Raw genomic sequence first — 25,590 nt, forward strand, 5'->3', positions numbered from 1 at the left:
AATATGGTAGTAAGATTAGTTTAATCTTTCAAGAATATAGCTATTTTTAAGTTAGATAATATAATACTATGTAACAATGTTAGCACGTAATATAACAAAAATTAATTCTAAGGGCAATGATAACTATTTTATATTTCATTTTTCTACACAAAGCGTTACAATTAATTAACAATTGATAATAAATAACATATATGCCTAAAACTCTAATAGATTTTTCTCAGTTTGTTGGTTTAAGTAAAGAACAAGAAACAGAGTTATTAAACCTTTTAAAAAGACTAAATAGTTTTTCTGGTTCTTTAAAAACTAATTTAAAAGATTTAGAAGTTAATATTCTTATTATTTTAAAAAGCTCCTTAAAAGAATTAGTACAAACTGAAAATTTAGATTTAGAGAAGATAGAAAAACTTTTTAACAAAACAGTAAAAACATCTCTTAGTGAATTATCAAAAGCTTTAGATAAAACTTATCAAGATCAGATAAAGACAAAAGATATATTTCTATTTGACGGAATTATCGTAGAAAAATGTTTAAGTGTTTTAGAACAAGTTCTAAAATTTCAAAAAGAATTAGATGAAGTTTATCCTGGTGCTTCTAAGAAAATTATAACATCATTAGAAAATATATTAGTTGCTGTAATTGCAACTCAACTGCCTATTCTTTCAACATTTATAAAAGCAAGCGGTATACTTGAAAAAGTCAATAATCTCATCGATCATGAAAAACTATTGCCCAAAATAACAAAATGGCATAGCGATATTAAAAAGATGCAGCAAGAAATAAAGGATAATAAAAACCTTAAGGATGTTTATAAAAAAGCTGAAAGAGTTGCTGAAATTTCAGAAATATCCAACGAACCTGTTAAGAAAATTATTGAGGTGGCAGAAAATCCTAGCAATGAATCTTCGTTAGGTTATGTAATAGAAGCTAATAAAAAAGCCATACCGAAAACTACTAAAGAAGTAGAAGATAAAATATCAAAAATAAAAAGTGATGTTGAAAAAGCACTTCCTGAATAGATAAAAAATGAAAAACTACATTCCATTAAAAATACTATTAGTGATAGATTAAATAGTACAAAAACAGAATTATTAAAAGCAGCAAACCCTGAAACTCCTTTTGCTGATAAAATAACTTCTTTATTTAAAGCAGTAGAAGCAGCTACCTAAATTGCAAGTGATGTGAAAAAAATAGCAGGAGTAATACCAGGGGGACAAAAATTAGAAAGTGTTATAAGCGGGATAATAAAAACTAACCTATTACCCCAACCAATTTTAACAATAGCTAAATTAGCTCCTGAAGTAGCAGAGTTAGTTAAAGTAGGTAAGGCAATAATTACACAGTCCTTTCCAAATCACAAAACTTAAATCAAACACAAGGCAGGTCAAAAAGTGCTTAATACTCATATTTTAATTGCTATAGGATGTTTATTAGTATTAGTAATATATTTAATATATAAAACAGCATCACGTAAAAAAAATATTACGACTTCTGGAGAAAATAATTCTGAGGAAACTTTTGCTCTTAATAACAAAAATCAGGATAATAAAAAACTCACCTTACAAGAACGAATAGAATTATCTTGGAAATTTCTTTATGATATTACAGAAACTATTCTCAATAAATTTACTAAAGATGATATAACTTTAGTGAATAAATGTGGTCGTGTTTTACTTGAAAACGGAGCACGCTATGAACATATAGTTGATCTGACAATCCCTCGGGCCAAATCCCATACTCAATCTGTAGAGCAAAAGCAAACTAAAGGCAAAAAAATTTAGGGGTGTAATTTTTCTATCTTGAAAAAAGCATATACTCGACGTATAAACTACTCTATCCACTTTTCATTTATTAGCGATATATAATCCTTGTAAATATTTTTTTAAAAGATATTATTAGAAAGTTATAGTTAAAAATAATTGCAATTAATGAGCAAATTAAAACAAGGAACATTTATCACTTTTGAGGGAGGGGAAGGAATTGGCAAATCCACACAATGCCAAATGTTATACGAATATCTAAAATCTCAAAATATTCCCGTAATTCTAACCCGTGAAGTTGGCGGAACTAACGTAGCCGAAAAGATGCGTGAGATCCTAGTGCATACCGATCTACTGCCGATGTCCGAACTACTGCAAGCTATGGCAGCACGTTATGACCATATGGTAAAAAAAATTATACCGGCTTTACAGGCAGGGAAAATAGTAATATGCGACCGATTTATTGACTCAACAGCCTGCTATCAAGGATTAGAGCTAGAAAACGGTATAGAACTTGTATATAATCTGCACAAAGACTTAATGCCGCCTCTTATGCCGAATATTACCTTTTTTATTGATGTAGAATCTTCTATTGCCATTGAGCGGGTAAATTCACGGCATATGAGCAATAAATTTGACGTAAGAGGTCTAGATTTTTACAATAAAATTTATGATTGCTTTAAGAGATTAAGTGAAAAATTTCCTGAGAGGATAGTAACAATTAAGGCTTCTGATCTTGATCCTGAACAAGTACACGAATTAATAAAAAAACACTTAAATTTGATATGACTAATACCTACTATATCACCACTCCCATATATTATGTTAATGATGTCCCACATATTGGGCATGCTTATACCAGCGTTGCAAGTGACGTGATCGCCCGCTTTATGCGTCTTAGCGGTCGTGAAGTCATGTTTTTAACTGGTACTGATGAACATGGGCAAAAAGTAGAAAAAGCTGCTATTAATAAAAATATCGATCCGCAAAAATTTACTGATCAGACATCTCAAAGTTTCCGTCATCTCATGACTGCTATGCATATTTCAAATGATGATTTTATCAGAACAACAGAAGAAAGACATAAGGAAGCAGTAGCTATATTTTGGCAAAAATTGTTAGATAACGGCTCTATCTATGAGGGTTTTTATGAGGGGTGGTATGCCGTTCGTGATGAAGCTTTTTATGATGAATCTGAGCTAACAGCAGACAAATTAGCTCCAACCGGTGCAACTGTGGAATGGGTTAAAGAGCCTAGCTATTTCTTTAATCTTTCAAAATGGCAAGATAAATTGCTTGAGTTCTATGAAGCAAACCCTGATTTTATCAGACCTATATCAAGACGTAACGAGGTCATCAGCTTTGTTAAATCAGGTCTAAAGGATTTGTCCGTATCACGCACTACTTTTAACTGGGGTATCAAAGTCCCGAACGATAATAAGCATGTAATTTATGTTTGGCTTGATGCACTTGCTAATTATATCTCAGCCCTTGGCTATCCTGATCAAAATAGCAATTACGGCAAGTTTTGGCCAGCCAATTTGCAGGTAGTCGGTAAGGATATTTTACGTTTCCATGCGGTTTATTGGCCAGCTTTCTTAATGGCTGCTGAAATTCCGCTGCCTAAAACAATTATGGCACATGGTTGGTGGACTAATGAGGGGCAGAAAATTTCTAAATCACTTGGGAATACCATTGATCCGATTAAGCTGATAGAAGAGTTTGGCGTTGATCAGGTTAGATATTTTTTAATGCGTGAAGTAACATTTGGGGCGGATGGTAATTTTGCCCACAGTAATTTAATTACCCGTATTAATAGCGAATTATCCAATAAAATCGGTAATTTATTGCAACGTACTACTTCTTTTGTTTATAAAAATAATGACGGTAAAGTGCCAGCAATTACGCAAGATGTAATTAATAAAATATATGAATTACCGCTTTTAAAAACAGCAATTAATTCTGCTAAACAGAATATTTTGTTAATGGAAAAAACCGAGATTAACAAGATTCTTGATAATATTATTAATTTAGCTGAAGAAGCGAATATTTATATTGATAGCGAAGCTCCTTGGAACTTGAAAAAAACAGACCCTGAGAAAATGCTAGAGGTGTTATATGCTCTGCTAGAAACTTTGCGTTATATCGCCATAATGCTTCAACCTTTTATGCCAAGCTCCGCCGGTAAAATGCTAGATCAGTTAGGGGTATCTAAAGAAGAGCGTTTATTTAAGCATTTATCCCTTAAGTTTGTTTTAACACCAGCTAGCAATATTCTAGAACCGGTTATAGTATTTCCAAGGTTTGAAGAGTAATTTTTTGCGTCATTGCAAGGAAATTACGAAGTAATTGACGAAGCAATCTTAGGATGCTTCATGAGATTGCCACATAGCTTTGCTCCGGCTTTGTTGCATGACTTGTATATGTCATTCCCGTGTAGGCGGGAATCCAGCAATAAAGCGAGATAAGTCGAGCTTTTTATATCTGTATTTTTTACTGGATCTAGTTCCCAAGCCACGGGATGACATCAAACCTTAAATAGACATCCATGCATTTTCGCAGGAATAACATAAAAGCCATTTAAATACTGGACAAAATAATACCCTTATAAACACATATGCTAATAGATTCACATTGCCATCTTAATTTACTGAAAGATGTAGAAATAGACAACATAATCAAGCAAGCTATAGAAAATAACGTGCAGTATATGCAAACTATCTGCACTAAACTTGATGACTTACCGGTTATTTTAGATATAGCCGAAAAATATGAAAATGTTTTTGCGAGCGTAGGCGTGCATCCGTGTGAGGTGAATGGGAGCAAACAACTAATTACAACCCCACAAATTATAGAGCTTACTAATCACCCCAAAATCATTGGAATAGGTGAAACTGGGCTTGATTATTATCACGAGCCTTATGATAAAAAACTACAAAAAGATTCCTTATTACATCATATAGAAGCCGCTGCTACAACAAAGTTACCGCTTATTGTTCACACGAGAGAAGCAGACGATGACACTATAGATATTTTAACCTCGGAAATGCGTAATAATAAATTTCCTGGGTTAATACATTGCTTTACATCCTCAAAAAAGCTAGTGGAAAAAATGCTAGATATTGGTTTATATATTTCAATGTCAGGTATTATAACTTTTAAAAATGCAACTGATTTGCAGGAAATAGTTAAATATGTGCCGCTTGATAGATTACTGATTGAAACCGATGCACCTTATCTAGCCCCTACCCCTATGCGTGGCAAACAAAACGAACCGGCTTTCGTTAGATATGTTGCTGAGAAAGTCGCCGAACTCAAAAATATCACCTCCAAAGAAGTAGCAAATGTTACTACTAATAACTTCAAAACATTATTTTTTAAATTTATAAATTACCTAAATTCTAGTGATTAATAATTAGAAGTTGAAAATTTTTGTTAACTAATGTATTATTTTTAGTAGTATAGTAATATAATTAATTTCAGTAATTATTATGGAATTTAACCGCAGTGATGCAATTATCAGTTTTTTTAAAGCACATGAAGATCAAAAATTTAATGCTATGCAAATAGCAAAATGGCTTGTAGCAAACTATAGCATAAGTCATTAAGGTACTGACAGAGCGAGAGTATCATGTTATAGTAAGCAAATATTAACAAGCATGTAAAGAGATATGGCACGAGCATATGCAATAGAACTAAGACTAAGAGTTATAAAAGCTGTAGAAGCAGGGATATGAATAAGTAAGGTAAGTAAATATACAAAACTTACGCTATGTTTGGTTCTAAATATCGTAAAGATGGAGAACGCAGCTGTTGTTGCATATAGTCATCTAAAAGCCCTAACTTTATTTGGTAAACCGTTTTACCGATTGTATTTGCAGTCCTTTTGAGAAATGCCCAAACTAAAAATGCCCAACTAATATGATTACGTTGAATACGCTGTTTCCTGCATTGACAACGTTCTATCCCAGTAAGTTGCTTAATTTCTCTGTGCATGCTCTCAATTACCCATCGAAAGCCACACTCATCTTGTGCAGCTTTAGAAGATTTGTGAGTTTTGTTATTGGTAACAACATACTCAACTCTGTTGGTAGGAACAGTAAATTTAAACAAATTAACATGCTTATTTTTAGCAAAGCCTTTTATATGAATCTCTACTCCATGCCTGATCTCTTCATCTGAAAATGTCAACTCTTTTACAGCTTTATAAGGTTTAGAATCGTGCGTTTTACTAACGTTTCTATTGGCTTTAATAGGGGCATAATAATATTTCCCCAGAGAGTCAACATGTTGCATAATTTTGTGTGTAGAATACCATGTGTCAAAAAGTACTGTTTGAAAAGGAATCTTCTTGCTATAAACAGCATTATTTAACATGTTTAATAGGTGTTCTAGTTTTGTTGCTCCATCATGATCAGGTGCAAAAATTCGATAATCTATTACCCAAAACTTATTAATATCAGGGTTATAATATACCAGACTCACTACTCCTATACCTTTAGTAACTCTACCTGTAGCTCCACTGTACTGCGATCTTGCAATTTCTATTTGCTTCGTATTCCTTTTATTTAAAACCGTATCATCAAATATTGTATATCCATTAGATGAAAAAATAACATCATTCTTGATGTGTTCCCATAACAAAGAAGGTGTATATTTTTCATTCCTTAAAAATCTATTAATAACATCATGACTACATTTCTTTGCATGTTCAGCGTAGTAGGTTAAACTATAATTCTTTTGGCTAACTATTAAAAATTGACAATAATCTGTCCTATTAATTGGTATTGCTTGCAACTTTATCCTCTTTGACATGTTTAATTATTTTTACAATAATTTATCACTTTTTTACTCATAGCGTAAGTTTTGTATATTTAATGTAAGTCGTGATACTATAAATGGAAAAAATTAAAAGATAAGCAAGGTACTTTAGAAGCAGCAACTGGTTATCAGAAAGGACATAGTCATAAGATAAAAGATTCAGAATCTTTTCAAAACTTACGCTATGTTATAGCAAATATGCTAAAAACTCTTATTACACAGCAATGTTTTATAGTGAAGCACTTCATAATATCCCTTAATTCATGGGCATTATATCAAACATAGCGTAAGTTTTGTAGCTATATAACTTTAATTTAGCTGCTACTGCAGAAGTGTAAACAAATCTATATATACTTTCTGTACTGATACACAAAGCTGTATTTTTGTCTAGTTTTAACTTTCCGGCTATAGCATCCGGCGACCATTTCTTGCGAATCATAACATTTTTAATATAATCTAACAACATAGGGTTCTTTTCTATTTTTAATAACTCTTGCTGATACATCCTGTTTTCATATTTTTCCTGAGCAACACAAGGCATATACTTATCTTTTACCTTATTTCTTTTTAGCTCCATACTAATAGTGCTTTTAGACCTCGTAAGATGTTGTGCTATCTTATTAATACTGACTCCTAGGTCATACATTCTTTTTATCTCATATCTCTCTTCTCGAGATAAGTGTCTATATTTTCTGTTCATCATTACCTATTTAAAATCTTATTATTTTAAATAGGTTCTGTTCTACTTACTTATAGTATTTTCACTTGCGAATCATAGCATTTTTAATATAATCTAACAACATAGGGTTCTTTTCTATTTTTAATAACTCTTGCTGATACATCCTGTTTTCATATTTTTCCTGAGCAATACAAGGCATATACTTATCTTTTACCTTATTTCTTTTTAGCTCCATACTAATAGTGCTTTTAGACCTCGTAAGATGTTGTGCTATCTTATTAATACTGACTCCTAGGTCATACATTCTTTTTATCTCATATCTCTCTTCTCGAGATAAGTGTCTATATTTTCTGTTCATCATTACCTATTTAAAATCTTATTATTTTAAATAGGTTCTGTTCTACTTACTTATAGTATTTTCAAAATTAATGCAGGATAATATTGTTTGCTATTACTGTCCCACATCATATTGGTTCTAAGATCATTATTTAGTTGATATCCTGTTAATATTTTTTTAATTCCACGATGTTCTAATAAATATTTTTTTGCTATATTATTTGGCGTCATATAAATTATAGAATCTGATTTTTCATATAATTCTTCAGCTCTCTTTATCTTAGATATTTCAGCATATTTCGCTTGTTGATCTTGATTCTTAACTTTTTGGTCAAATTGCTCTTTTATCTTATCTTCTAATAACTTGCTATTGTTTGACACACCAACCATATCTTGTAAATATTTCTTAGCTTCTACAAAATCACAATTTTTTTCTCTTTGTACTAAGGTAAATAAATCTCCTCCCTCTCCTTTACTAAAATCATACCATCTGCCAGCTTTACTGCCACCTATCCTCATCACTATTTTGCCATCTTTCTCCCAGCGTAACACTTGACTATTTGATAAATGCTTGTTTGGACTGCCTAGCAAATTTCTACCTATTTCTTCCGCTTTAAATGATAATCGTTGCTTTAATTCTACTGCTTTTTGTTTATTAATAGCATTATAATCTATTTTATTCTTTGCCATAATATCCTCTTGTAACTTAACACTTATTGTTGTATCTTGTTTATTACAATTCGTAAGGTTATAAGAAGAGCTTTTCCGATCTTCTTGGGCTTTATGGCTTGTGGCAAGATTTGTGCTAGTGCTTCTTAGGATTTCTGCTACTTTAGCAGGTGGCTCTAACTTCACTCTTAAGTGGTAATAATTATCATTACTGTGTAATCTATCATTAATATCTTCTACTACCCCTTTAAACCAATTACCTACTTTATCTATAATATTAGGACTCTTATTTTTTTGATCTTGAATCGCTACCAATTCTTCTAAAGTTTTAAAATTAATGCTAGATAGCCTATTATCTATTTTACTAAGTTGCGATATTAAACTGGCCATATTCCTGGTAGCCTTCCTATTATAATAAAATTTTACTTCTTCTATGTGCCTTGTCATGGCTACATAAGAATTTCTGCTATTTCCTGCTAGATTATGTAATACATAGACATCTTTAATTGAGGCTCCTTGTGCTTTATACACTGTAGAAGCATAGCCATGTTTAAAGCTTACATCTTGAGGATTAAATTCTATTTCTTTCCTGCTATCTGTTTTAGCAACAAACTTATCGTTACTTACTGAAGTTATCGTTGCAAATTCACCATTTTCTATTTGTAGATCTTTATTAGTACTTTTAAACAAAATACGATCTCCTACCATATAATCTTCATACTGCTGAGATGGTAGATAGCGTCTATACTCTTTACCAGTAAGCAAGCCTTTAGCTTTTAGTAACTCCCTGATCCCTTAATTAATACTATCTACTTCAACATTACGCATGGTAATTATTAAACGCTCATTTAGAGCAAATTTGCTATTACTCCAATCATTAATTAATCTTGCCATTGATTCTTCTAATGTATGATCAATATTTAAACCGTCATGCTGTGCAAGTAAACGCAGACCACCAGCAATATCTGATTTTGCAAAGCATGAAGCCATTTCTCTTGCCCATGCCTTGCTTTATCTTCTAATGTTACTTAATTCATATGAGCCAAATTTACTAGCCAATACTGTAAACATTCCTCCTCGTTCAACGGAAGTGAGTTGTCTCTCATCTCCAGCCAGTATCAGATTACAATTATTACTCCTTGCTACTTTTAATAATTCTAAATAATCACTATTACCTACCATTCCTGCTTCATCTACTACTAGCGTAGTATCTCTTGGTAGATTAGCTTTACCATTATACAATTTAAATAAAAACCCTTTGACTGTATGACATTGCCGGTAGCCTTTACTTTTAAGCTCCGATGCTGCTTTATGAGTAGGAGCGAGTCCTATGACATTTTGCCCATGATTGGTAGCAATTTTATAAGCTTCAGCAAGTACTTGCGACTTACCGGTGCCGGCTCTACCTTGCAAGATCCTAATCCCTTGACTATTAATTAAAATATGCTGCAGACTTGCTCTTTGTGCTTCATTAACACTTGCAAGATTATCGATAGCACTCTTAAGCTTAATAACGTTATTAAAATGAATCTGGCTATTTACCTTATCTGCTATTCTTAGTATCCTTAATTCTTCATCCCGTATATCTATAGTAGTATAGTATTTAGTATCCGTGCCATCTTCATTATATAGTTTTACCAGCCTATCTGAATTTAATATTTCCCTTATTAGTTTTTGCTTTGCTGCTTCTTCTTTAATCTCTTTTACTGCTTTTTCTATATCCAATTTAGTAAAAATAGCTTGATGACGAATAATACGATTTAATACTCCATCTGCTCCTTTGATAATTTCAAGATGGGCTAACTTACATATTTTATTTTGCTCTGCTATTTCATTGATAATACTTCTCATTCTAGTAGGGCCCACATGCTGCTCAGGACTAAAACTTATTGGATCTACTCTGATTTCTAAACCTAACTTAGCAAAATATTTATTGATTACTTCTTTAGCTCTCTCATGAATTATCTGATCTTCTGGGATAATAAATGCTTTACCCTTAACTTTGGCAAATTTAGGATTTAAATCTACTGCCTTAGCTCCTAATGCTTTACCGTTTTCTGTAAATCTTCTGGTGGTAACAAGCAGATGGGCATGCCAATTCTTCTCGTACGTCTGTGGCTTATGAATATCAACCTGAACTCCTAGGCCATTTCTTACCCACCCCATCTCTTCGATGATTTCATGAGTAATGGCTATTCTATCCTCTAAATCCAATTCCTTATCATCAGGTAGTGCTATAACTACATCTTTTAATAATTGACTATTTTTTCTTTTCTCACTCCTTTCCACTTCATTCATCAAGATACTTGGATTTTTGAATTTCTGATCTACGTGGCTAGGTAATAATACTGCATGGTAAACATTATCGCCTTTTTTGCTAAAATTATAAGTAACGTTAGTTCTTTCATCTTTAATAATCATCCTGGCATTATAGGCAGCTTTACAGCAGCTATTTCCTCCTGAACTCCTACTTACTATTTCTATTCTTGCAAACTGTATCGCCATGGTTCGTGAATCTCGATCTTATTCAATCCATCGTTGACATTACCATGCAATCTTAAAATCATCCACTGAAACCAGAACCACTTGAACCAGCAAGCAAAAATAAACCGTAAGGTTTATATATTGCGTGGTGCTTTGTTTTATCAAACAAAGACCAACCTCTCTATCTGCTAATTGTCAACGTAGTTTGATTAATAGCAAGCATCTTTGCTTATTTCTGTTGATCTTAGTTTGCTGGTTCAGTTAGAGGTATGGGGGGATTATCTTGATTTTGCATGGCTGGTTATTTTCTTGCTATGCTAGACTCTGCACGTTTGAAGTTGTATACAGCACTAACCTGTTTGAGAAAAAAAATTTGTAGAATTCCTTAACACTGATAATTATGGAGTTGACTTCCATAATTTATTGATGATTCATGATGATTATAACAATCAAAAATAAAACTATCTCTATGGAGAATGTCATAAAACGTAGATTAAAATTAGAACAAAAAAAGCTAAAATTATTACTGAAGAAGCAAGACTTAAAATTCAAGCAAGGAAAGCTCGCACCCGTCATTTAATTGAAATCGGTGGCTTAGTTGTTAAAGCTAAACTTGATGATTTACCCACTAACAGTTTACTAGGAGCTTTTGTTTCTTTAAAAGAAAAATTAATACAAAATCCTAATATCCAAGATCAGTGGACTAGAATCGGCAAAAACATTTTTGATCACCTTAAGGATTAAGAGACGCAACTATACTAAAATTATTGTTTTTTGAATCTTTTACAATGATTGTAATTATTATACCTTTTTCAGCTATATCTGCATTTTTGCGGAAGTCCTGACTGTGTACAAAAAAGGTATTATTACTAACTTTCATTATTAGATTTGAAAGTATTGGCACTATTATTATTTAGTACTACCTTAAACTTAAACTCTTTACTATAATTTTGTAGTTTATTGATTTTTTCCTTCTATATCCATTTTTTAAAATATGAAATAGTTTTTTTAGTAGATTACGCCTTTAAATTTCTTGGAAATCCCATAGTTTTTTATATAAGCTTTTTTGATTTTGGATTAATGTGTTGTGTGTTCCTTCCTCAATAATTTTACCTTTATCTAAAACAATAATTCTATCCATATGTTTTAGAGTAGAGAGACGATGTGCAATAGCAATAACAGTCTTTTTATGATCTGCAATTAAAACACTAAGGCTTCTTTGAATCATTTTTTCTATTTGACCATCAAGTGATGAAGTTGCTTCATCAAGAATAAGGATAGGAGAGTTTTTTAGAATAGCTCTTGCAATTGCAATTCTTTGTCTTTGTCCCCCTGATAATTTTATACCTCTTTCTCCAACACAAGTATTGTATTGATTAGGTAGATTTATAATAAACTCATGTATAAAAGCTTTCTTACTGGCTTTAATCACTTCTTCATCTGAAGCATCTGGTTTGCCATATTTTATATTTTCCATAAGAGTTCTATTAAATAACAGAATATCTTGAGGAATGACTGCAATATTTTCTCTCAATGAATCTTGTGTCACATTATCAATATTTTGGTTATCAATAAGAATTTGTCCTTTAGTACTTTTAAAATACTTCAATAAAAGATTTATTAAAGAAGATTTTCCAACACCTGACTTGCCAACTAATCCTACTTTTTCACCTGCCTTTATAACCAAGTTAAGATCACTAAAAATAGCATCAGTTTTATCATAACCAAAACTAATATTTTTAAATTCTATTTTTGGTTCTTTAATTATAAATTGTTGTACATTTTTTCTATCTAAATTCTGTTGTGGCACATATAAAACGGTAAGAGCACTTTTTAGCTCACCTACTACATGTGTAAAATCCTGTAAAGAGATTGTTGTATGCCAAATATCTTCTATCATAATTAAGGAAATACCAAATACAAAAGCAAAGTCTCCAATAGAAATTAATTCATGCATTCTTAAATGAATCATGTAAAATAAGATAAATGCAAACATAATAAAGTAGAGAATCCCACTAATGATTTGAATAACAAAATTATGTTTATAAACTTGAATTTGCTTTGGAATAAAATCATTAAATAATTTGTTATCTAATGCTTGCATCTCTCTTTTTTTTGCAGAAAATAATATAATAGAAAAGATATTAGTAATTTTATCTGCAATTTGTCCAATTAAATTATGTCTACTTTCTGTTTCTTCAAAAGATAATTGGTTTAGTTTTATTGAAAGTTTATACATGACAGAAACATATATAGCACTCCAAATAAAGATAAATAATCCTAGATTAGGATGTACCATAAAAAGTACAAAAAAATTAATAATTATTGTTAAGATTTTTGCTAGTAATCCATGATGAATTTCAGCAAACAAACGATCATGACAATCTAAAATGCTTTTTATTTTACTGCTAATAACTCCAGAAAAATTATCTTGAAAAAAAGAGTAAGAATGGTGTTGAATATAATCATAAGTTTTTAGAAAAATTGATCTTCTAACATAAGGTATCGTTTTCCATTCTATTATATCACTTATTCTCCATATAATTGTTAAAGATAATTGTGTTGTAAGAAAAAGGAAGATAGGAAAAATTGTTAGCAACGGAAGTAAAATGATACAGAGCAACGGATAAAAATTGATACAGTATTAAAGTAATATCTTCTGAATAAGGAGGTAATGAATAATGATAATACTGGAGCAAATAATGGAAATAAAAATATTGAATAAACATGGTAAAAGCTTAAGAAGTATAGCAAGAGAAGTAGGTGCATCAGTAAATACAGTACGTAAATATTTAAAATATGATGGTAACCCTAAATATAAAGATAGGCCAAAGTTGGTAACAAAGCTTGCCCCATATAAAGACTACTTGAGTAACAGAATAAAATCTGCCCATCCTGTATCACTACCTGGTACTGTACTGTTTCAAGAGATAAAGGAGTTGGGTTACACAGGCGGGATGACCCAACTTAGGGATTATTTAAGGAGTATAAAGCCTGCAGCTAAACAGGAGGATATGATAAGATTTGAGACTGCTTCTGGCAAACAGATGCAAGTTGACTGGATTGAATTTCGTAAGGGGAAAAGTCCTCTATCAGCTTTTGTGGCTACATTAGGATTTAGTCGAGCAAGCTATGTAGAATTTGTTACTAATGAGAAGCTTGTAACATTAATAGAATGCCATAAGCGGGCATTTGAATATTTTGGCGGAGTGCCAGAAGAAGTACTGTATGACAACATGAAGACAGTAATACTGGATAGGGATACATATGGTCCTGGCATACACCGCTTTAATAAAGGTATGCTGGATTTTGCCAAACATTACAGTTTCCGATTAAAAGTGTGTAGGCCTTATAGAGCAAAAACTAAGGGCAAGGTTGAGCGATTTAACAGATATATAAGAGAAAGCTTTTATAATCCATTAGCAACAAAATTAAAAACTGCAGAGTTAGTGTTGGATGTGGATACTGCAAATTCAGAGGTACTAAAATGGTTGCGTGATACTGCGAATCGGCGTGTGCATGGAACAACAGGCGAAATACCTGCAGAAAGATTAAAGTTTGAAAGGAGCAATCTTCAGCCACTACCATTGGATTATAGTGGTAGTCATCCTGCAGCACTAGAGATTATGGAAGATAAAAGGGAACAATTTTCTACAGTTTCCTTACAACATTCCCTCTGCATATACCAAAGTATACTGGAGGCATTATGAACCTGCAGCACCAACGTATAGAAGAGCTGTGCCGCTCTTTAAACCTTATTCAGATAGCTGAAAATTATTTTGATATTGCACAATCCTCTAGTAAAGAAGACTCAAGTTATATGGATTTCCTTGAGTCAATATTAAAAACAGAGCTGTTGGCACGACAGAATAGAAGTAAATCAATACTCACCAGAATGGCAGGTTTTCCTGCTATTAAAACGCTGGATAATTTTGATTATGATTTTGCTACAGGAATAAAACGCAAGATTCTGGAAGGTCTAAGGTCTCTGTCTTTTGTAGAAAGACAGGAAAATATTATTCTGCTTGGTCCTTCTGGAGTAGGGAAAACCCATATAGCTATTGCTCTTGGTTATGCAGCTACACAATGTGGAATCAAGACTAAATTTACAACAGCTGCAGATTTGATGCTTGTACTTAATACTGGGCTAAATCAGGGAAACCTGGACTCCATATTCAAAAGAGTCATACTACCATATAAATTACTTATAATAGATGAGTTTGGATATCTGCCGTTAAAACCAGAACAAGCTAATCTGTTATTTCAAGTTATAGCAAAGCGTTACGAAAAGGGTAGCATAATTCTTACAAGTAATCTTCCATTTGGACAATGGCATAATAGTCTTGCTCAGGATAGTGCTCTTACAGCTGCTATTTTAGATCGTCTGCTTCACCACTCCACTATACTTAATATTAAAGGTGATAGTTTCAGGCTTAAGGATAAAAAGAAAGCTGGTCTTGTGCCAATAGGAATTATTAATAAACAGGAGGAAAATCTTATGACTTAAATATCAGATAATTTTTTTATGATACTGTATCAATTTTCAGCCGTTGCATATTAAAAATCTGTATCATTTTTCGACCGCTGTTGACAAAATGATATCATGGTAGGCTAGATTATCACTAATTGACATGTTATCTAAAAATAATTTTATAGAATAGTTATATGCAAAAGGATGAAAACTGCTTACAATAGTAGCAGAAAACATCAACATATAAAACCATTGAAATGGTTTTATATGTTGCCAGAAAAATAAAAGAATAAACTTATTACTATTAAGATACATGAAAGTATATTATATTATTAATATTTAAAAACTAAATAAAATGTTCATTTTGTGCAAATATTATCACTTAATTATTATATTATTTATATTGAGTAGTTGTACAGCAATAAAAAAGACTGTTCCATTATCTAGCTCCAGTAGTAAGATAATATATATAATGAGCCCAATACAATTGAGATTTGATGAACAGATCAAAACGCAGGTAATAGTAATTATTGATGTATTCCGTGCTTTTACTACAGCTGCTTATGTACTAGATCATAATCCAGTGACATATATATTAGCAAGTGATAGTGCTGTTGTTTCTCGTTTGATATCAAATTTTAATAATCCTGTATTAATTGGAAAAGCAGAAAAAGGAGCAAATCTTACTTATGATGTTCCAAATTCGCCAACAAGAGTTCAAGATATTACTATAATTGGTAAAAATGTATTACATAGAACAGCAGCAGGAGCTAGTGGAATCTTGTTAGCCAAAGAAGCAAACATAGTACTTGCTGCAGGTTTTATAAATGCAAGTGCTACTGCTGAATATATTAAAACACTCCCAAATACAGAAATTATAATAATTCCTATGGGACATGAGGGAAATACACCTTCCCTAGAATACAATATTTGTGCTGAATATATTAAGGCCTTAATTCATGGGAAGGAGTTAGAATTAATCAAATTTTTACCTATTCTTCTAGAAGGTTCAGGAAAATACTTTTTTTCCCAAGACCAATGGCAATATCCAAAAGAAGATTTTTTTCGCTGCCTTGAAGTAGACCGATTTGATTTTATAATGAAGGCAACTATTATGAATGATTATGCAATCTTAACTCGTGGTAATTAATGACTTTAAAGATAAAGTTTTTGGTACTATCTCTAATAATTCAGTAATAAAATTTCTTATTCCATAGCCTTCCCATCGTAGTTTATTAATGGTATATTTAGTCATATTTTGCCATTCTTTCCGACTTACTGATTTTTTGATATCATACATGTAAGCAAAACAAGGGGTGTTTATAGTAAAATGCATAGGATGGATCACAATAACTTTAATTAATTGATCTAAAATAGTATTCCTTAACTCTTTATCTATTTGCATAGGATGATTACGCCATAAATATCCACCATCTTCTAAAAAAATAGGAACTTCAAGTAAACCAAATCTATCTTTAAAAGGAGTAATGACTTCTAGATCTGTACATACATTTGATGAAATTAACATACCAGCTTCAAACATAAGTTGCTTAGATAAATTACATGTAGCAAATCTATGACAACGAAAAGCTGCTAAATTATGTGGTAAATTCATAACATATTTTACTACTTCTGAAAATGTAGTTCCATGTGATGAATTTGAATTAAAATATGGATGGAGTCCTACTTCAATTTTATTTAGCATAGATTCTACTATGGATGAATTATGAGTACTAAAAATAGTAGGAACAATCTTTCTATCTTCTAAAAAAGCTAAGGTTTCCTCTATAGCATATTCACATGCCCAATCAAGATCAACAGTTACTATAACACTCATAAGCATATCTCATGAAACTTATGGAAACGTTCTTTGTTAATATCATGTTTTGTAAATAATTCTGACATTGAATTATATGAGCGCAAGTCTTCAGTACGTTTACTAGTTGACCATGTATCATCATCTCTCATATATTGGGCGTTACCATAAGATAAGATATTAAATCTCTTTTGGGTATATTCCCCGCCGCTTGCGGCGTAATATGGCGGAATGAGCAAATATATACATAAAAGTCATAATGTTACGGTACTGCTACATGGTATTTCCAGCAAAATATCGCCGAGCAGTGTTTGACGTATCAGTTGATCAAGTATTACGAGAAATATGTTTAGAGATAGAAAAGAGATATCAAATAAAATTTTTAGAAATAGGGGTTGATGAAGATCATGTCCATTTTTTGGTACAATCTGTACCAACCTATAGCGTAACAAAAATAGTAACAACAATTAAAAGTGTTACAGCTCGTCAAATATTTAGACAGTGTCCACAGGTAAAGAAACAATTATGGGGTGGAGAATTTTGGACTGATGGATATTTTACGAGTACGGTAGGTAAGCATGGAAATGAGAATATGATAGGAAAATACGTAAAAAACCAAGGCAAGGAATATCAGAAACTGCATGAGGATCATCAGCTAGCTTTCTTCTAAAATACCCCGCTGCTTGCGGCGGGGATTACTTTTATTATCCTTAAAATGCAACCTTGTTTTTCTTCCTGATAAGGCTTTCATAGTATTATCTTTAAACTTTTTATACATTGTAGGTGATATTGCATGAATATTATCCTTTTCAGGATTATCATATGACATATACTGATAGAATTTCCAGCAGGATAAGTTACCCCCAACACTTTCTAAAGCATTAAGAATATCTTTTATTTGACTTGACAATACTAAATGATTTTTAGTACTAATAACACTGTGAAACTTTAGTTCAATACCAGCTTTTGAAATTAAGCTACATTTATTCATTATATTTTTATAATACTCTTTATATCTACCAAAATTTCTCCCAATTTCTGTTAAAAAGCTATCTTCAGTACTATCAATCGTAACAGCAACAATATCAACTACCCCTTTCATTTCATTAACAACATTTTCATCTAAATAAGTACCATTCGTATAAAGTTCTATTCCTAAGTTTTTAACTGGATCATCTGAACGAAATGTTCGAATATGGCGAAGTAATTCGATACATTCTTTTGGTGGATGTTTACCAAAAATAATTACTTCTCCACCTGATAATGTAAGACGACGAAATTTAAGTTTATGATATAAATGACTAACTAGTTCTTTCTTAGATTCTAGGTTAAGTTCTGCTCTAAGTTGGTGAGGTGCATCTTCAAGTACACAGTAACTACATCTTAAATTACAACGATTTGTTACCATCCAATAACCTTTATAATACGTATTACTCATAAAATTCCTCCATATTTATTAAGCCATGAATTAATTTTATGCCTTATTATTGGTTTTAACAAGCTTTCCATCAAAATAAGTTAAAAACTCTTGGTCATATTTGCTATCTCCAAACGCTTCTACTGTTCCAGACCAATTAATATGATTTAAAAGTTTATTAATTGCACGTAATTTTGAAGAATGCCAACTTGCAACAAAAGCAGTTCCCTGATAAATTTCAACATTTAAATCAAAAATATCTGGCACTAAATGTGCTGGCATTGACATTTGGACTATTTTATCTTCTATAATTACTCTTTTTGCTTCCGGTACCATCGCTTCTAATCTTCTAACATCTTCTAAATCAATTGGTGTAATAAATAATATATTACCTTCACCATCAGATATTACAGCACCACTATAAGATATAATCCAATTTACTTTTAAATTAATATGTTTAATTTCTTGCACTAAATAGTCAAGTGGACGTGCACTACATATAACTTTTTTTGAAAATTGCTGAAACTTTAATACACAGTTTTTTGTTTTTTCAGAATTGTTTTTATGAAATAGTGTGCCGTCAAAATCGCTTATAGCTATTACTTCTTTATTACAAATCTTTGCTACAAGTAATTTACCAAGGATTGTATCACTGTATAATTTGCCGATTTCAAGTGCCATTTCTGATAATTTAGGAAGATTATTAAAGACCTGTTCTATAGCATCTAGTGCTTCACTTGTATCATTTACAAATTTTGCATAAGGCAAATTTAATAAAAATTCAGCAGCAGCATTATTTTTTACCATTACTATATTTGGTATACCAGAAGCAAGTGTTTCAAAAATTGAGCGTCCAAATGTTTCACACATTGAGGTGGATATGTGAATATGTGAATTTTCAATAATAAATGCAAGTTTAGCTGGAGATATATAGCCTGTAAATTTTATAACCTTATCAAGACCTAATTTTTCAATTTTATTTTTAACTGCATTATAATATCCCTGATTCTGAACTGGTCCAACTACACGAAGTATTGCTCGAGGAAATCTAGTTTTTACTGTAGCAAATAAATCTATTAATCCAAGAATATTTTTTTGAGGTTTGATACTACCAACGCTACAAAACTCTGGGACTGTATTTAAAAAACGAATTTTAGGTATTAGTAAACTTGTATCTACACCTCTAGGCACTACTTGAATTTTTTGTTTTGGAACAGAATAAAATTCTATTAATTGTTTTTTTTCTAAGTAACTTGGTGTTAAGATGTTTTGAGTGTCAGCTAGAGTTAAAAATTCCCTCTCTGTATATTTAAATGGCACATCTTCACCAGATGCTTGGTAAGAAGGGGTCAAGAACATAGGAAATGTCCATGTTTTTATTTTTTCTCGTAATTTAATATCAATAAAACCAAATTGCATTGATATATGGATAAAAACTATATGAGTAAATTGTTGTTCAACAGCTTTTACTTTTTGTGCAATAAACTCAGCATTAGCAAGTCTTTTTTCAAATCGATGTTCCACATTCACAGGATAATCAAAACTCCAAGTTGCTGGTGAATTAGTTTGTCCTCCAAACTGCATTATACTTAAGTGATTTTTAAAACCTTGTTTTAGGGTGTCTACCAGCCTAGCACCACCATCACGCTGGGTGTTATCAGGACTAAATTTTTCTGTAACTAATAATATTTTCATTTGTGATGCTTAAATAATTCTTCATAACCTTTGAAAATCTTTAACCAACAAAATTTATCATCCAAAGGCTTTTTAACTTTAGGATATTTTAAAATCTGTTCAACTTGATTAACTATTTGTTGAAAATTATTAAAGTCAAGTAATAATCCATTATCAGATGTAATAATCTCTGGTAAAGCTCCACTATTACCAGCTATTACAAAAGTGCCTGCTGTTAAAGCCTCTAAAATAGAACGCCCCATTCCTTCTGAATGAATATATGAACCACCAGGAACTTCTGTTACTTGATCACAACTTAATTGCATGTAAATATCTGCATTAATGATCTCTTCACATATTTTTTCATTTTCTAGTACTCCAAGAAACTCTATAATTGAATTCAGATTATTCTTATCCACCTGTTTTTTAACTTGTGCTAGTAAAGGTCCTTCTCCAGCTAATCTCACTTTAAAGCTATAATCTCTTAATACCAACTCGTGAACCAAAGATATCATTAATGAATGATTTTTATATGGAACAAAACGAGCAGCACAGAAGATAGTAAAAGGTTTATTATCTAAAATTCTTGCTGTTTTTAATACAGATACATTGACCCCGCCTACAAAACGGGTAAAAGGACATTTTATGCCAATTTGACTTAAACGAGTTTCCGTATAAGTAGAATTTGTTATTAATAAATCTATAGTGTTATTTAAAATATCGACCCAATATGATCGACGCATAATATAATTTGGAATTGTTTTGCTAATCAGAGAAGCTTTTAAAATTTCATTCCCACCCGTACGGTATATAAATTTCGCTTTTGGAAATATATCACGAAGTTCTTTAAGGTCCTCTATCCATCTGCCGCTATTAAAAAATATAATAGCTGGATTAAATAAACTAGCTAATTTATTTAAATTTATTACCTTAAGTTTTCCATCTAATATAATACAATCTTGTCCTTTAAGATTTTTTGTAATTATACTTAAAATAGGAAATTGAGAATGATTAATAAAATATTCTATGAAATATTTTGCATGCATTTCCATTCCTCCAATTAAAGGAGGAAGACGATCAGCAAAAAATAAAATACCTAATTTTGTCATATTTAGTTCTTTTTTAATTCTTGTTCTAAGATATTAACTATTTTCTTTGCTGCGTAACCATCTCCATAAGGAAAACATATTTTTGACATTACAGCTAGCAAATCCGGATTTTTTAATAACCTATTGCAGATATTTATAATATCAACTGCTTTTGTTCCTACTAATATAGCTATGTTATTTTCAATTACTTCTGGTCTTTCAGTGATATCTCTAACAATAAGTGCAGGCTTTCCAATAAATGTTACTTCTTCTTGTATGCCCCCAGAATCAGTTATTACAAAAAGACATTCTTTTAGAAGCTTAATAAATGATATATGATTTATTGGTGAAATTAAATTAATATTACTTATATTTGATAATAATGTTTTTACATGTTCACTTATAGAAGGATTGGGGTGTAAACAGAACATTATGTTTATATCTAGAAATTGTTTCGCAATGTTACGTAAAGCATTACATACTTCTTTTAGTGGTTCGCCATAGTTTTCTCTTCTATGAATTGTAACTAAGATAAATTTAGTTTTATAATCTGGTTTTAATCCACATAATTTTTTATTTATAAGTCTTACTGCATCTATGGATGTATTACCTACTACCCAAATTTTATCAATTGGTACTCCTTCCTTAATAAGATTAATTTTTGCTCGATTAGTTGGTGCAAAAAAATAAGTACTTAGTTTATCTATAAAACATCTATGTATCTCCTCAGGCCATGGTGAATATATGTTATCTGTTCGTAAACCTGCTTCAATATGTGCTACTGCTATCCCTGAATAAAAACTAGCAAGAGCTGCTACAAAAGCTGTTGTAGTATCTCCCTGAACAATAATTAAATCTGGTCTTGACTTTTCTAATGTATTACTAAATCCTGACAACATATGTGTTGCACTGTGGCACAGAGATCCTTTGCTTTCTATAGATTGAAATTTATAACTGACTTTAATGTTCATATCTGAAAAAACAGAATCAAGTAAAGACGTATGTTGTCCGGTCATACATATCTCATAAGAGAAATATTTATTATTTTCAAAAGCTGCAATGATAGGTGCAAGTTTTATTGCCTCAGGTCGTGTTCCTATTACTATCATTATTTTTTTCATTTTATTAATACTCCAGTAAAATCAAGAAAAATTTTTTCATGAAACAAATAATTAGGTATATCTAAAAATTCATTATGAGCAACTAATACAACTATCATATCTACTTTTAGTAGCGTATCATTTATTGATTTTATATTTTTAACATATGGATCAAAAACAATAACATCAAATTCTTGTTTCAGGGTCTCAGTTATTATTATAGCCGGCGATTCTCTGGTATCAGGTACATTAGGTTTGTAAGTAAGACCCAAACAAGCTATAATGCGAACATTATTTTCTTTTGCTACTTTTTTTATTTTCTGAATTACCCAACTAGCTTTATTAATATTAACTTCCCTTGCTTTTAATATTAACTGGGCAAATTCCGATGCTGAGTGTGCCAAAAAATATGGATCTATAGCTATACAATGACCTCCAACTCCTGGACCTGGTTGTAAAATATTTACACGAGGATGTTTGTTCGCTAGACTAATGAGTTCATTTATATTCACATTAATATGATCGGCAATCATAGACAATTCATTAGCATAGGCAATGTTAATATCGCGATAGGTATTTTCTGCTAACTTGACCGCTTCTGCTGTTTTTGAATCAGTTACTTCTATCTCACCATGAATAAATGATCTATAAAAATCAGCTGCTCGTGTCCCAGATTGATTATCTATACCACCTACAATTCTATCATTATATATTAATTCAGAAAGAATATTACCTGGTAATATTCTTTCTGGACAATAAGCTATAAATATATTAGAACAAACTATGCGAAGCCGTTTAGCCATCATCTCAGTCGTCCCTATAGGACATGTCGATTCAATAAGAATTAAATTATCAGTTTCAAGATACGGTATAATAGATTCAATCGCTGCACTTACGTAAGAGATATCTGGTTTATTTTCTAAATTTAGAGGAGTCTGTACAGTAATTATATAGATATCGGAATGTTCAACCTTTGTTGATATTTTAAGATTTCTCTTACATATTCCTTTAATAAATAAATCCTTTAATGCTGTTTCATGAGTCATGTAATTAACTGCATTGATTTTTGATACTACTTTTTTATCAATATCTACTCCAAGAACTGAATAACCAGAATTTGCTAAAATACACATAATGGGAAAACCTATATGACCTAAGCCTATAACACAAACTTTTTTATTCATTTTACTAACAATAGAATGTTATCATAATGAAGTATGACATAGAACGAAGAGGGTGAAAACAAATTTTTAAGTTTCTACAAACAGATTAAAGAAATTCATACTGAAGATGATGTGGATTTGAAACTCATTATTGAAGTGTGAGGTGATATGGTTTATAGTGTGTAACAGGCTATCTATAACCTATGGGGTATTGGTAAATTTTCCTTTGGATCGCTCTGGCTTCATTAAAAATAATCGTGACAAGCCATAGGGAATACAACCTAGGAGGGATTGAATCATTTATAAGTTGTAATTTGTAGAAGTCAAGATTTGATCTTACAGACACTATAAATTTTGTACCTGATTGTCAGTTAAATTTTGACTGTCAGATATATAATCAAGATACAAAATTTCATTATTCTTTTCAACAGCTAATTTCTTACTATCCTGAAAAGTTTGCATAGGAGTTTTCCTATAACAATATTTACCAGAATGAGGTCTTTCATTATTGAAATGCTCTAACCAAATATCAAGATCTAATTGTAAATCATCAAGATCTGTATAAATCTTTTTTCGCATAGCTGTATCAAAGAATTCTTGTTTCATAGTTTTATTAAAACGCTCACACATACCGTTTGTTTGAGAAGAATATGCCTTAGTTGTAGTATGCTCTATACCTTCTATGCTAAGAAATAACTCAAAAGCATGATGCTCTATATTACCTTTATATTTACTACCTCTATCAGTTAGAATACGCAGTATTGGTATTTGTTGACTCTCATACCATGGTAATACCCGATCATTAAGCATATCAGCAGCGGTAAGAGCTGTTTTATCAGTATATAATTTAGCATCAGCTACTCTGCTGTAGCTATCAATAAATACCTGAGAATAAACCTTACCTATTCCTTTAAAATTACCTACATAGTACGTATCCTGGCATCCTAGATAACCTGGATGCTGTGTCTCAATCTCGCCATGGGCTTCTTTCTCATTACGACGCTTCTCTAGCACTTGTAGCTGAGCTTCAGTAAGAACAATACCATCCTGAGCCATTTTTGCTTCTAATGCTTTAAGCCTTTTACTGATATTGTTTAAATCATTACGTAGCCAAATTGATCTTACCCCTCCAGGTGATACAAGTATACCGCTCTTCTTAAGTTCATTTGATACTCTTAACTGACCATATGCTGGATATTCTATTGCCATATCCATTACTGCCTTCTCTATCGCTGGATCAACTCTATTCGCTATTATTGGCTTTCTACGACTAATTTCATACAATGCTTCTTCACCACCCGTTTCATACAGTTCTTTAAATCTGTAATAACTATCTCTACTATATCCCATTGCTTTACATGCTGATGATATGCTACCAAGGCTCTTAGCTAATTCAAGTAAACCTAATTTTGGCTTTATTATTTTTTGATTTAAGTTCATTATAACCTTCCATTTTTTTATCTGTATTTTTTAATACGTGATTTTTATTAAATGTAAGATCAAATCTCAACTAATACATGAATTAAAACTTCTTTTTCTTATTGTTTTTATATATGGTATAGCTTAAATCACTTTATCTTTAAAAAATTCTTAATATCACCACTTTTTTCCTGCTTTGTGTTAAATCTCTTTTGGGTATATTCCCCGCCGCTTGCGGCGTAATATGGCGGAATGAGCAAATATATACATAAAAGTCATAATGTTACGGTACTGCTGTATCACATGGTATTTCCAGCAAAATATCGCCGAGCAGTGTTTGACGTATCAGTTGATCAAGTATTACGAGAAATATGTTTAGAGATAGAAAAGAGATATCAAATAAAATTTTTAGAAATAGGGGTTGATGAAGATCATGTCCATTTTTTGGTACAATCTGTACCAACCTATAGCGTAACAAAAATAGTAACAACAATTAAAAGTGTTACAGCTCGTCAAATATTTAGACAGTGTCCACAGGTAAAGAAACAATTATGGGGTGGAGAATTTTGGACTGATGGATATTTTACGAGTACGGTAGGTAAGCATTGAAATGAGAATATGATAGGAAAATACGTAAAAAACCAAGGCAAGGAATATCAGAAACTGCATGAGGATCATCAGCTAGCTTTCTTCTAA

The 25,590-nt window shown here is 31.5% G+C and carries 19 protein-coding genes and 5 pseudogenes; 11 read left to right on the forward strand and 13 right to left on the reverse strand.

Going from position 1 to position 25,590, the window contains the following annotated elements:
- Positions 1 to 191 precede the first annotated feature (191 nt).
- The 5 genes and pseudogenes from AAGD55_RS03565 to AAGD55_RS03585 all read left to right on the forward strand — a co-directional run bounded on the left by AAGD55_RS03565 (position 192) and on the right by AAGD55_RS03585 (position 5,169).
- Positions 192 to 1,396: pseudogene (locus AAGD55_RS03565) on the forward strand (hypothetical protein).
- On the forward strand, positions 1,389 to 1,778 hold the full coding sequence (locus tag AAGD55_RS03570; protein ID WP_341792170.1) for a DUF2660 domain-containing protein: 390 nt from the start codon (positions 1,389 to 1,391) through the stop codon (positions 1,776 to 1,778). The pseudogene AAGD55_RS03565 and the gene AAGD55_RS03570 overlap by 8 nt, the downstream one beginning before the upstream one ends.
- A 147-nt stretch (positions 1,779 to 1,925) precedes the next feature.
- Positions 1,926 to 2,546: a dTMP kinase gene (gene tmk, locus AAGD55_RS03575; RefSeq protein ID WP_341792171.1), complete on the forward strand. Its 621-nt coding sequence runs from the start codon at positions 1,926 to 1,928 to the stop codon at positions 2,544 to 2,546.
- A complete protein-coding gene (metG, locus tag AAGD55_RS03580; RefSeq protein WP_341792172.1) occupies positions 2,543 to 4,072 on the forward strand; it encodes a methionine--tRNA ligase in 1,530 nt (509 codons plus the stop codon). Before tmk ends, metG begins: the two co-directional genes overlap by 4 nt.
- Positions 4,073 to 4,374: 302 nt before the next feature.
- Positions 4,375 to 5,169: a TatD family hydrolase gene (locus AAGD55_RS03585; RefSeq protein WP_341792173.1), complete on the forward strand. Its 795-nt coding sequence runs from the start codon at positions 4,375 to 4,377 to the stop codon at positions 5,167 to 5,169.
- Between the two features lie 353 nt (positions 5,170 to 5,522).
- On the opposite strand, the gene AAGD55_RS03590 is transcribed toward AAGD55_RS03585, so the two are convergent.
- The 4 genes and pseudogenes from AAGD55_RS03590 to AAGD55_RS03605 form a co-directional block, all read right to left on the reverse strand.
- Positions 5,523 to 6,572, reverse strand: a complete 1,050-nt coding sequence (locus tag AAGD55_RS03590; protein WP_341792093.1) for a transposase — start codon at positions 6,570 to 6,572, stop codon at positions 5,523 to 5,525.
- Positions 6,573 to 6,834: 262 nt separating this feature from the next.
- A complete protein-coding gene (locus AAGD55_RS03595) occupies positions 6,835 to 7,281 on the reverse strand; it encodes a helix-turn-helix domain-containing protein (RefSeq protein WP_341792174.1) in 447 nt (148 codons plus the stop codon).
- A 58-nt stretch (positions 7,282 to 7,339) separates the two neighbouring features.
- On the reverse strand, positions 7,340 to 7,618 hold the full coding sequence (locus AAGD55_RS03600) for a helix-turn-helix domain-containing protein (RefSeq protein ID WP_341792175.1): 279 nt from the start codon (positions 7,616 to 7,618) through the stop codon (positions 7,340 to 7,342).
- Between the two features lie 62 nt (positions 7,619 to 7,680).
- Positions 7,681 to 10,767: pseudogene (locus AAGD55_RS03605) on the reverse strand (AAA family ATPase); the annotation flags it as partial.
- 448 nt (positions 10,768 to 11,215) lie between these two features.
- On the opposite strand from AAGD55_RS03605, the pseudogene AAGD55_RS03610 reads away from it, so the two are divergent.
- Positions 11,216 to 11,490 (forward strand): annotated as a pseudogene (locus AAGD55_RS03610) (conjugal transfer protein TraD).
- A gap of 280 nt (positions 11,491 to 11,770) precedes the next feature.
- Here the strand turns inward: AAGD55_RS03610 and AAGD55_RS03615 are convergent.
- Positions 11,771 to 13,345: an ABC transporter ATP-binding protein gene (locus tag AAGD55_RS03615; protein ID WP_341792176.1), complete on the reverse strand. Its 1,575-nt coding sequence runs from the start codon at positions 13,343 to 13,345 to the stop codon at positions 11,771 to 11,773.
- Positions 13,346 to 13,448: 103 nt separating this feature from the next.
- On the opposite strand from AAGD55_RS03615, the gene istA reads away from it, so the two are divergent.
- From istA to AAGD55_RS03630, 3 genes are all read left to right on the forward strand, one after another.
- Positions 13,449 to 14,456 (forward strand): IS21 family transposase, encoded by a 1,008-nt coding sequence (gene istA, locus AAGD55_RS03620; protein WP_341792507.1) that lies wholly within the window; start codon positions 13,449 to 13,451, stop codon positions 14,454 to 14,456.
- Complete coding sequence (gene istB, locus AAGD55_RS03625) at positions 14,453 to 15,253, forward strand: IS21-like element helper ATPase IstB (RefSeq protein WP_341792177.1); 801 nt, start codon at positions 14,453 to 14,455, stop codon at positions 15,251 to 15,253. The genes istA and istB overlap by 4 nt, the downstream gene beginning before the upstream one ends.
- Before the next feature lie 436 nt (positions 15,254 to 15,689).
- The gene (locus AAGD55_RS03630; RefSeq protein WP_341792178.1) at positions 15,690 to 16,367 is read left to right on the forward strand and encodes a 2-phosphosulfolactate phosphatase; all 678 of its coding nucleotides are present in this window, start codon (positions 15,690 to 15,692) and stop codon (positions 16,365 to 16,367) included.
- Here the strand turns inward: AAGD55_RS03630 and AAGD55_RS03635 are convergent.
- Both AAGD55_RS03635 and AAGD55_RS03640 read right to left on the reverse strand, forming a co-directional pair.
- On the reverse strand, positions 16,350 to 17,054 hold the full coding sequence (locus AAGD55_RS03635) for a hypothetical protein (protein WP_341792179.1): 705 nt from the start codon (positions 17,052 to 17,054) through the stop codon (positions 16,350 to 16,352). The genes AAGD55_RS03630 and AAGD55_RS03635 overlap by 18 nt on opposite strands.
- Positions 17,051 to 17,272, reverse strand: coding sequence for a hypothetical protein (locus AAGD55_RS03640; protein ID WP_341792180.1), 222 nt, complete (start codon positions 17,270 to 17,272; stop codon positions 17,051 to 17,053). Before AAGD55_RS03640 ends, AAGD55_RS03635 begins: the two co-directional genes overlap by 4 nt.
- Here AAGD55_RS03640 and tnpA (AAGD55_RS03645) point away from each other — a divergent pair.
- Positions 17,265 to 17,703: pseudogene (gene tnpA / locus AAGD55_RS03645) on the forward strand (IS200/IS605 family transposase). The gene AAGD55_RS03640 and the pseudogene tnpA (AAGD55_RS03645) overlap by 8 nt on opposite strands.
- Here the strand turns inward: tnpA (AAGD55_RS03645) and AAGD55_RS03650 are convergent.
- The 6 genes from AAGD55_RS03650 to AAGD55_RS03675 form a co-directional block, all read right to left on the reverse strand.
- Positions 17,689 to 18,441: a radical SAM protein gene (locus AAGD55_RS03650; RefSeq protein ID WP_341792181.1), complete on the reverse strand. Its 753-nt coding sequence runs from the start codon at positions 18,439 to 18,441 to the stop codon at positions 17,689 to 17,691. The pseudogene tnpA (AAGD55_RS03645) and the gene AAGD55_RS03650 overlap by 15 nt on opposite strands.
- 66 nt (positions 18,442 to 18,507) lie before the next feature.
- Entirely contained in the window at positions 18,508 to 20,145 is a 1,638-nt protein-coding gene (locus tag AAGD55_RS03655; RefSeq protein ID WP_341792182.1) for a glycosyltransferase, read from the reverse strand.
- The gene (locus tag AAGD55_RS03660; protein WP_341792183.1) at positions 20,142 to 21,233 is read right to left on the reverse strand and encodes a glycosyltransferase family 4 protein; all 1,092 of its coding nucleotides are present in this window, start codon (positions 21,231 to 21,233) and stop codon (positions 20,142 to 20,144) included. The genes AAGD55_RS03655 and AAGD55_RS03660 overlap by 4 nt, the downstream gene beginning before the upstream one ends.
- A gap of 2 nt (positions 21,234 to 21,235) precedes the next feature.
- On the reverse strand, positions 21,236 to 22,333 hold the full coding sequence (gene wecB, locus AAGD55_RS03665; RefSeq protein WP_341792184.1) for a non-hydrolyzing UDP-N-acetylglucosamine 2-epimerase: 1,098 nt from the start codon (positions 22,331 to 22,333) through the stop codon (positions 21,236 to 21,238).
- Positions 22,330 to 23,445: a nucleotide sugar dehydrogenase gene (locus AAGD55_RS03670; protein WP_341792185.1), complete on the reverse strand. Its 1,116-nt coding sequence runs from the start codon at positions 23,443 to 23,445 to the stop codon at positions 22,330 to 22,332. The genes wecB and AAGD55_RS03670 overlap by 4 nt, the downstream gene beginning before the upstream one ends.
- A 375-nt stretch (positions 23,446 to 23,820) precedes the next feature.
- On the reverse strand, positions 23,821 to 24,915 hold the full coding sequence (locus AAGD55_RS03675) for an IS481 family transposase (RefSeq protein ID WP_341792186.1): 1,095 nt from the start codon (positions 24,913 to 24,915) through the stop codon (positions 23,821 to 23,823).
- A gap of 231 nt (positions 24,916 to 25,146) precedes the next feature.
- On the opposite strand from AAGD55_RS03675, the pseudogene tnpA (AAGD55_RS03680) reads away from it, so the two are divergent.
- Positions 25,147 to 25,590: pseudogene (gene tnpA, locus AAGD55_RS03680) on the forward strand (IS200/IS605 family transposase).

It is taken from the genome of Rickettsia endosymbiont of Gonocerus acuteangulatus, from assembly GCF_964026435.1.
Classification (GTDB): Bacteria; Pseudomonadota; Alphaproteobacteria; order Rickettsiales; family Rickettsiaceae; genus Rickettsia.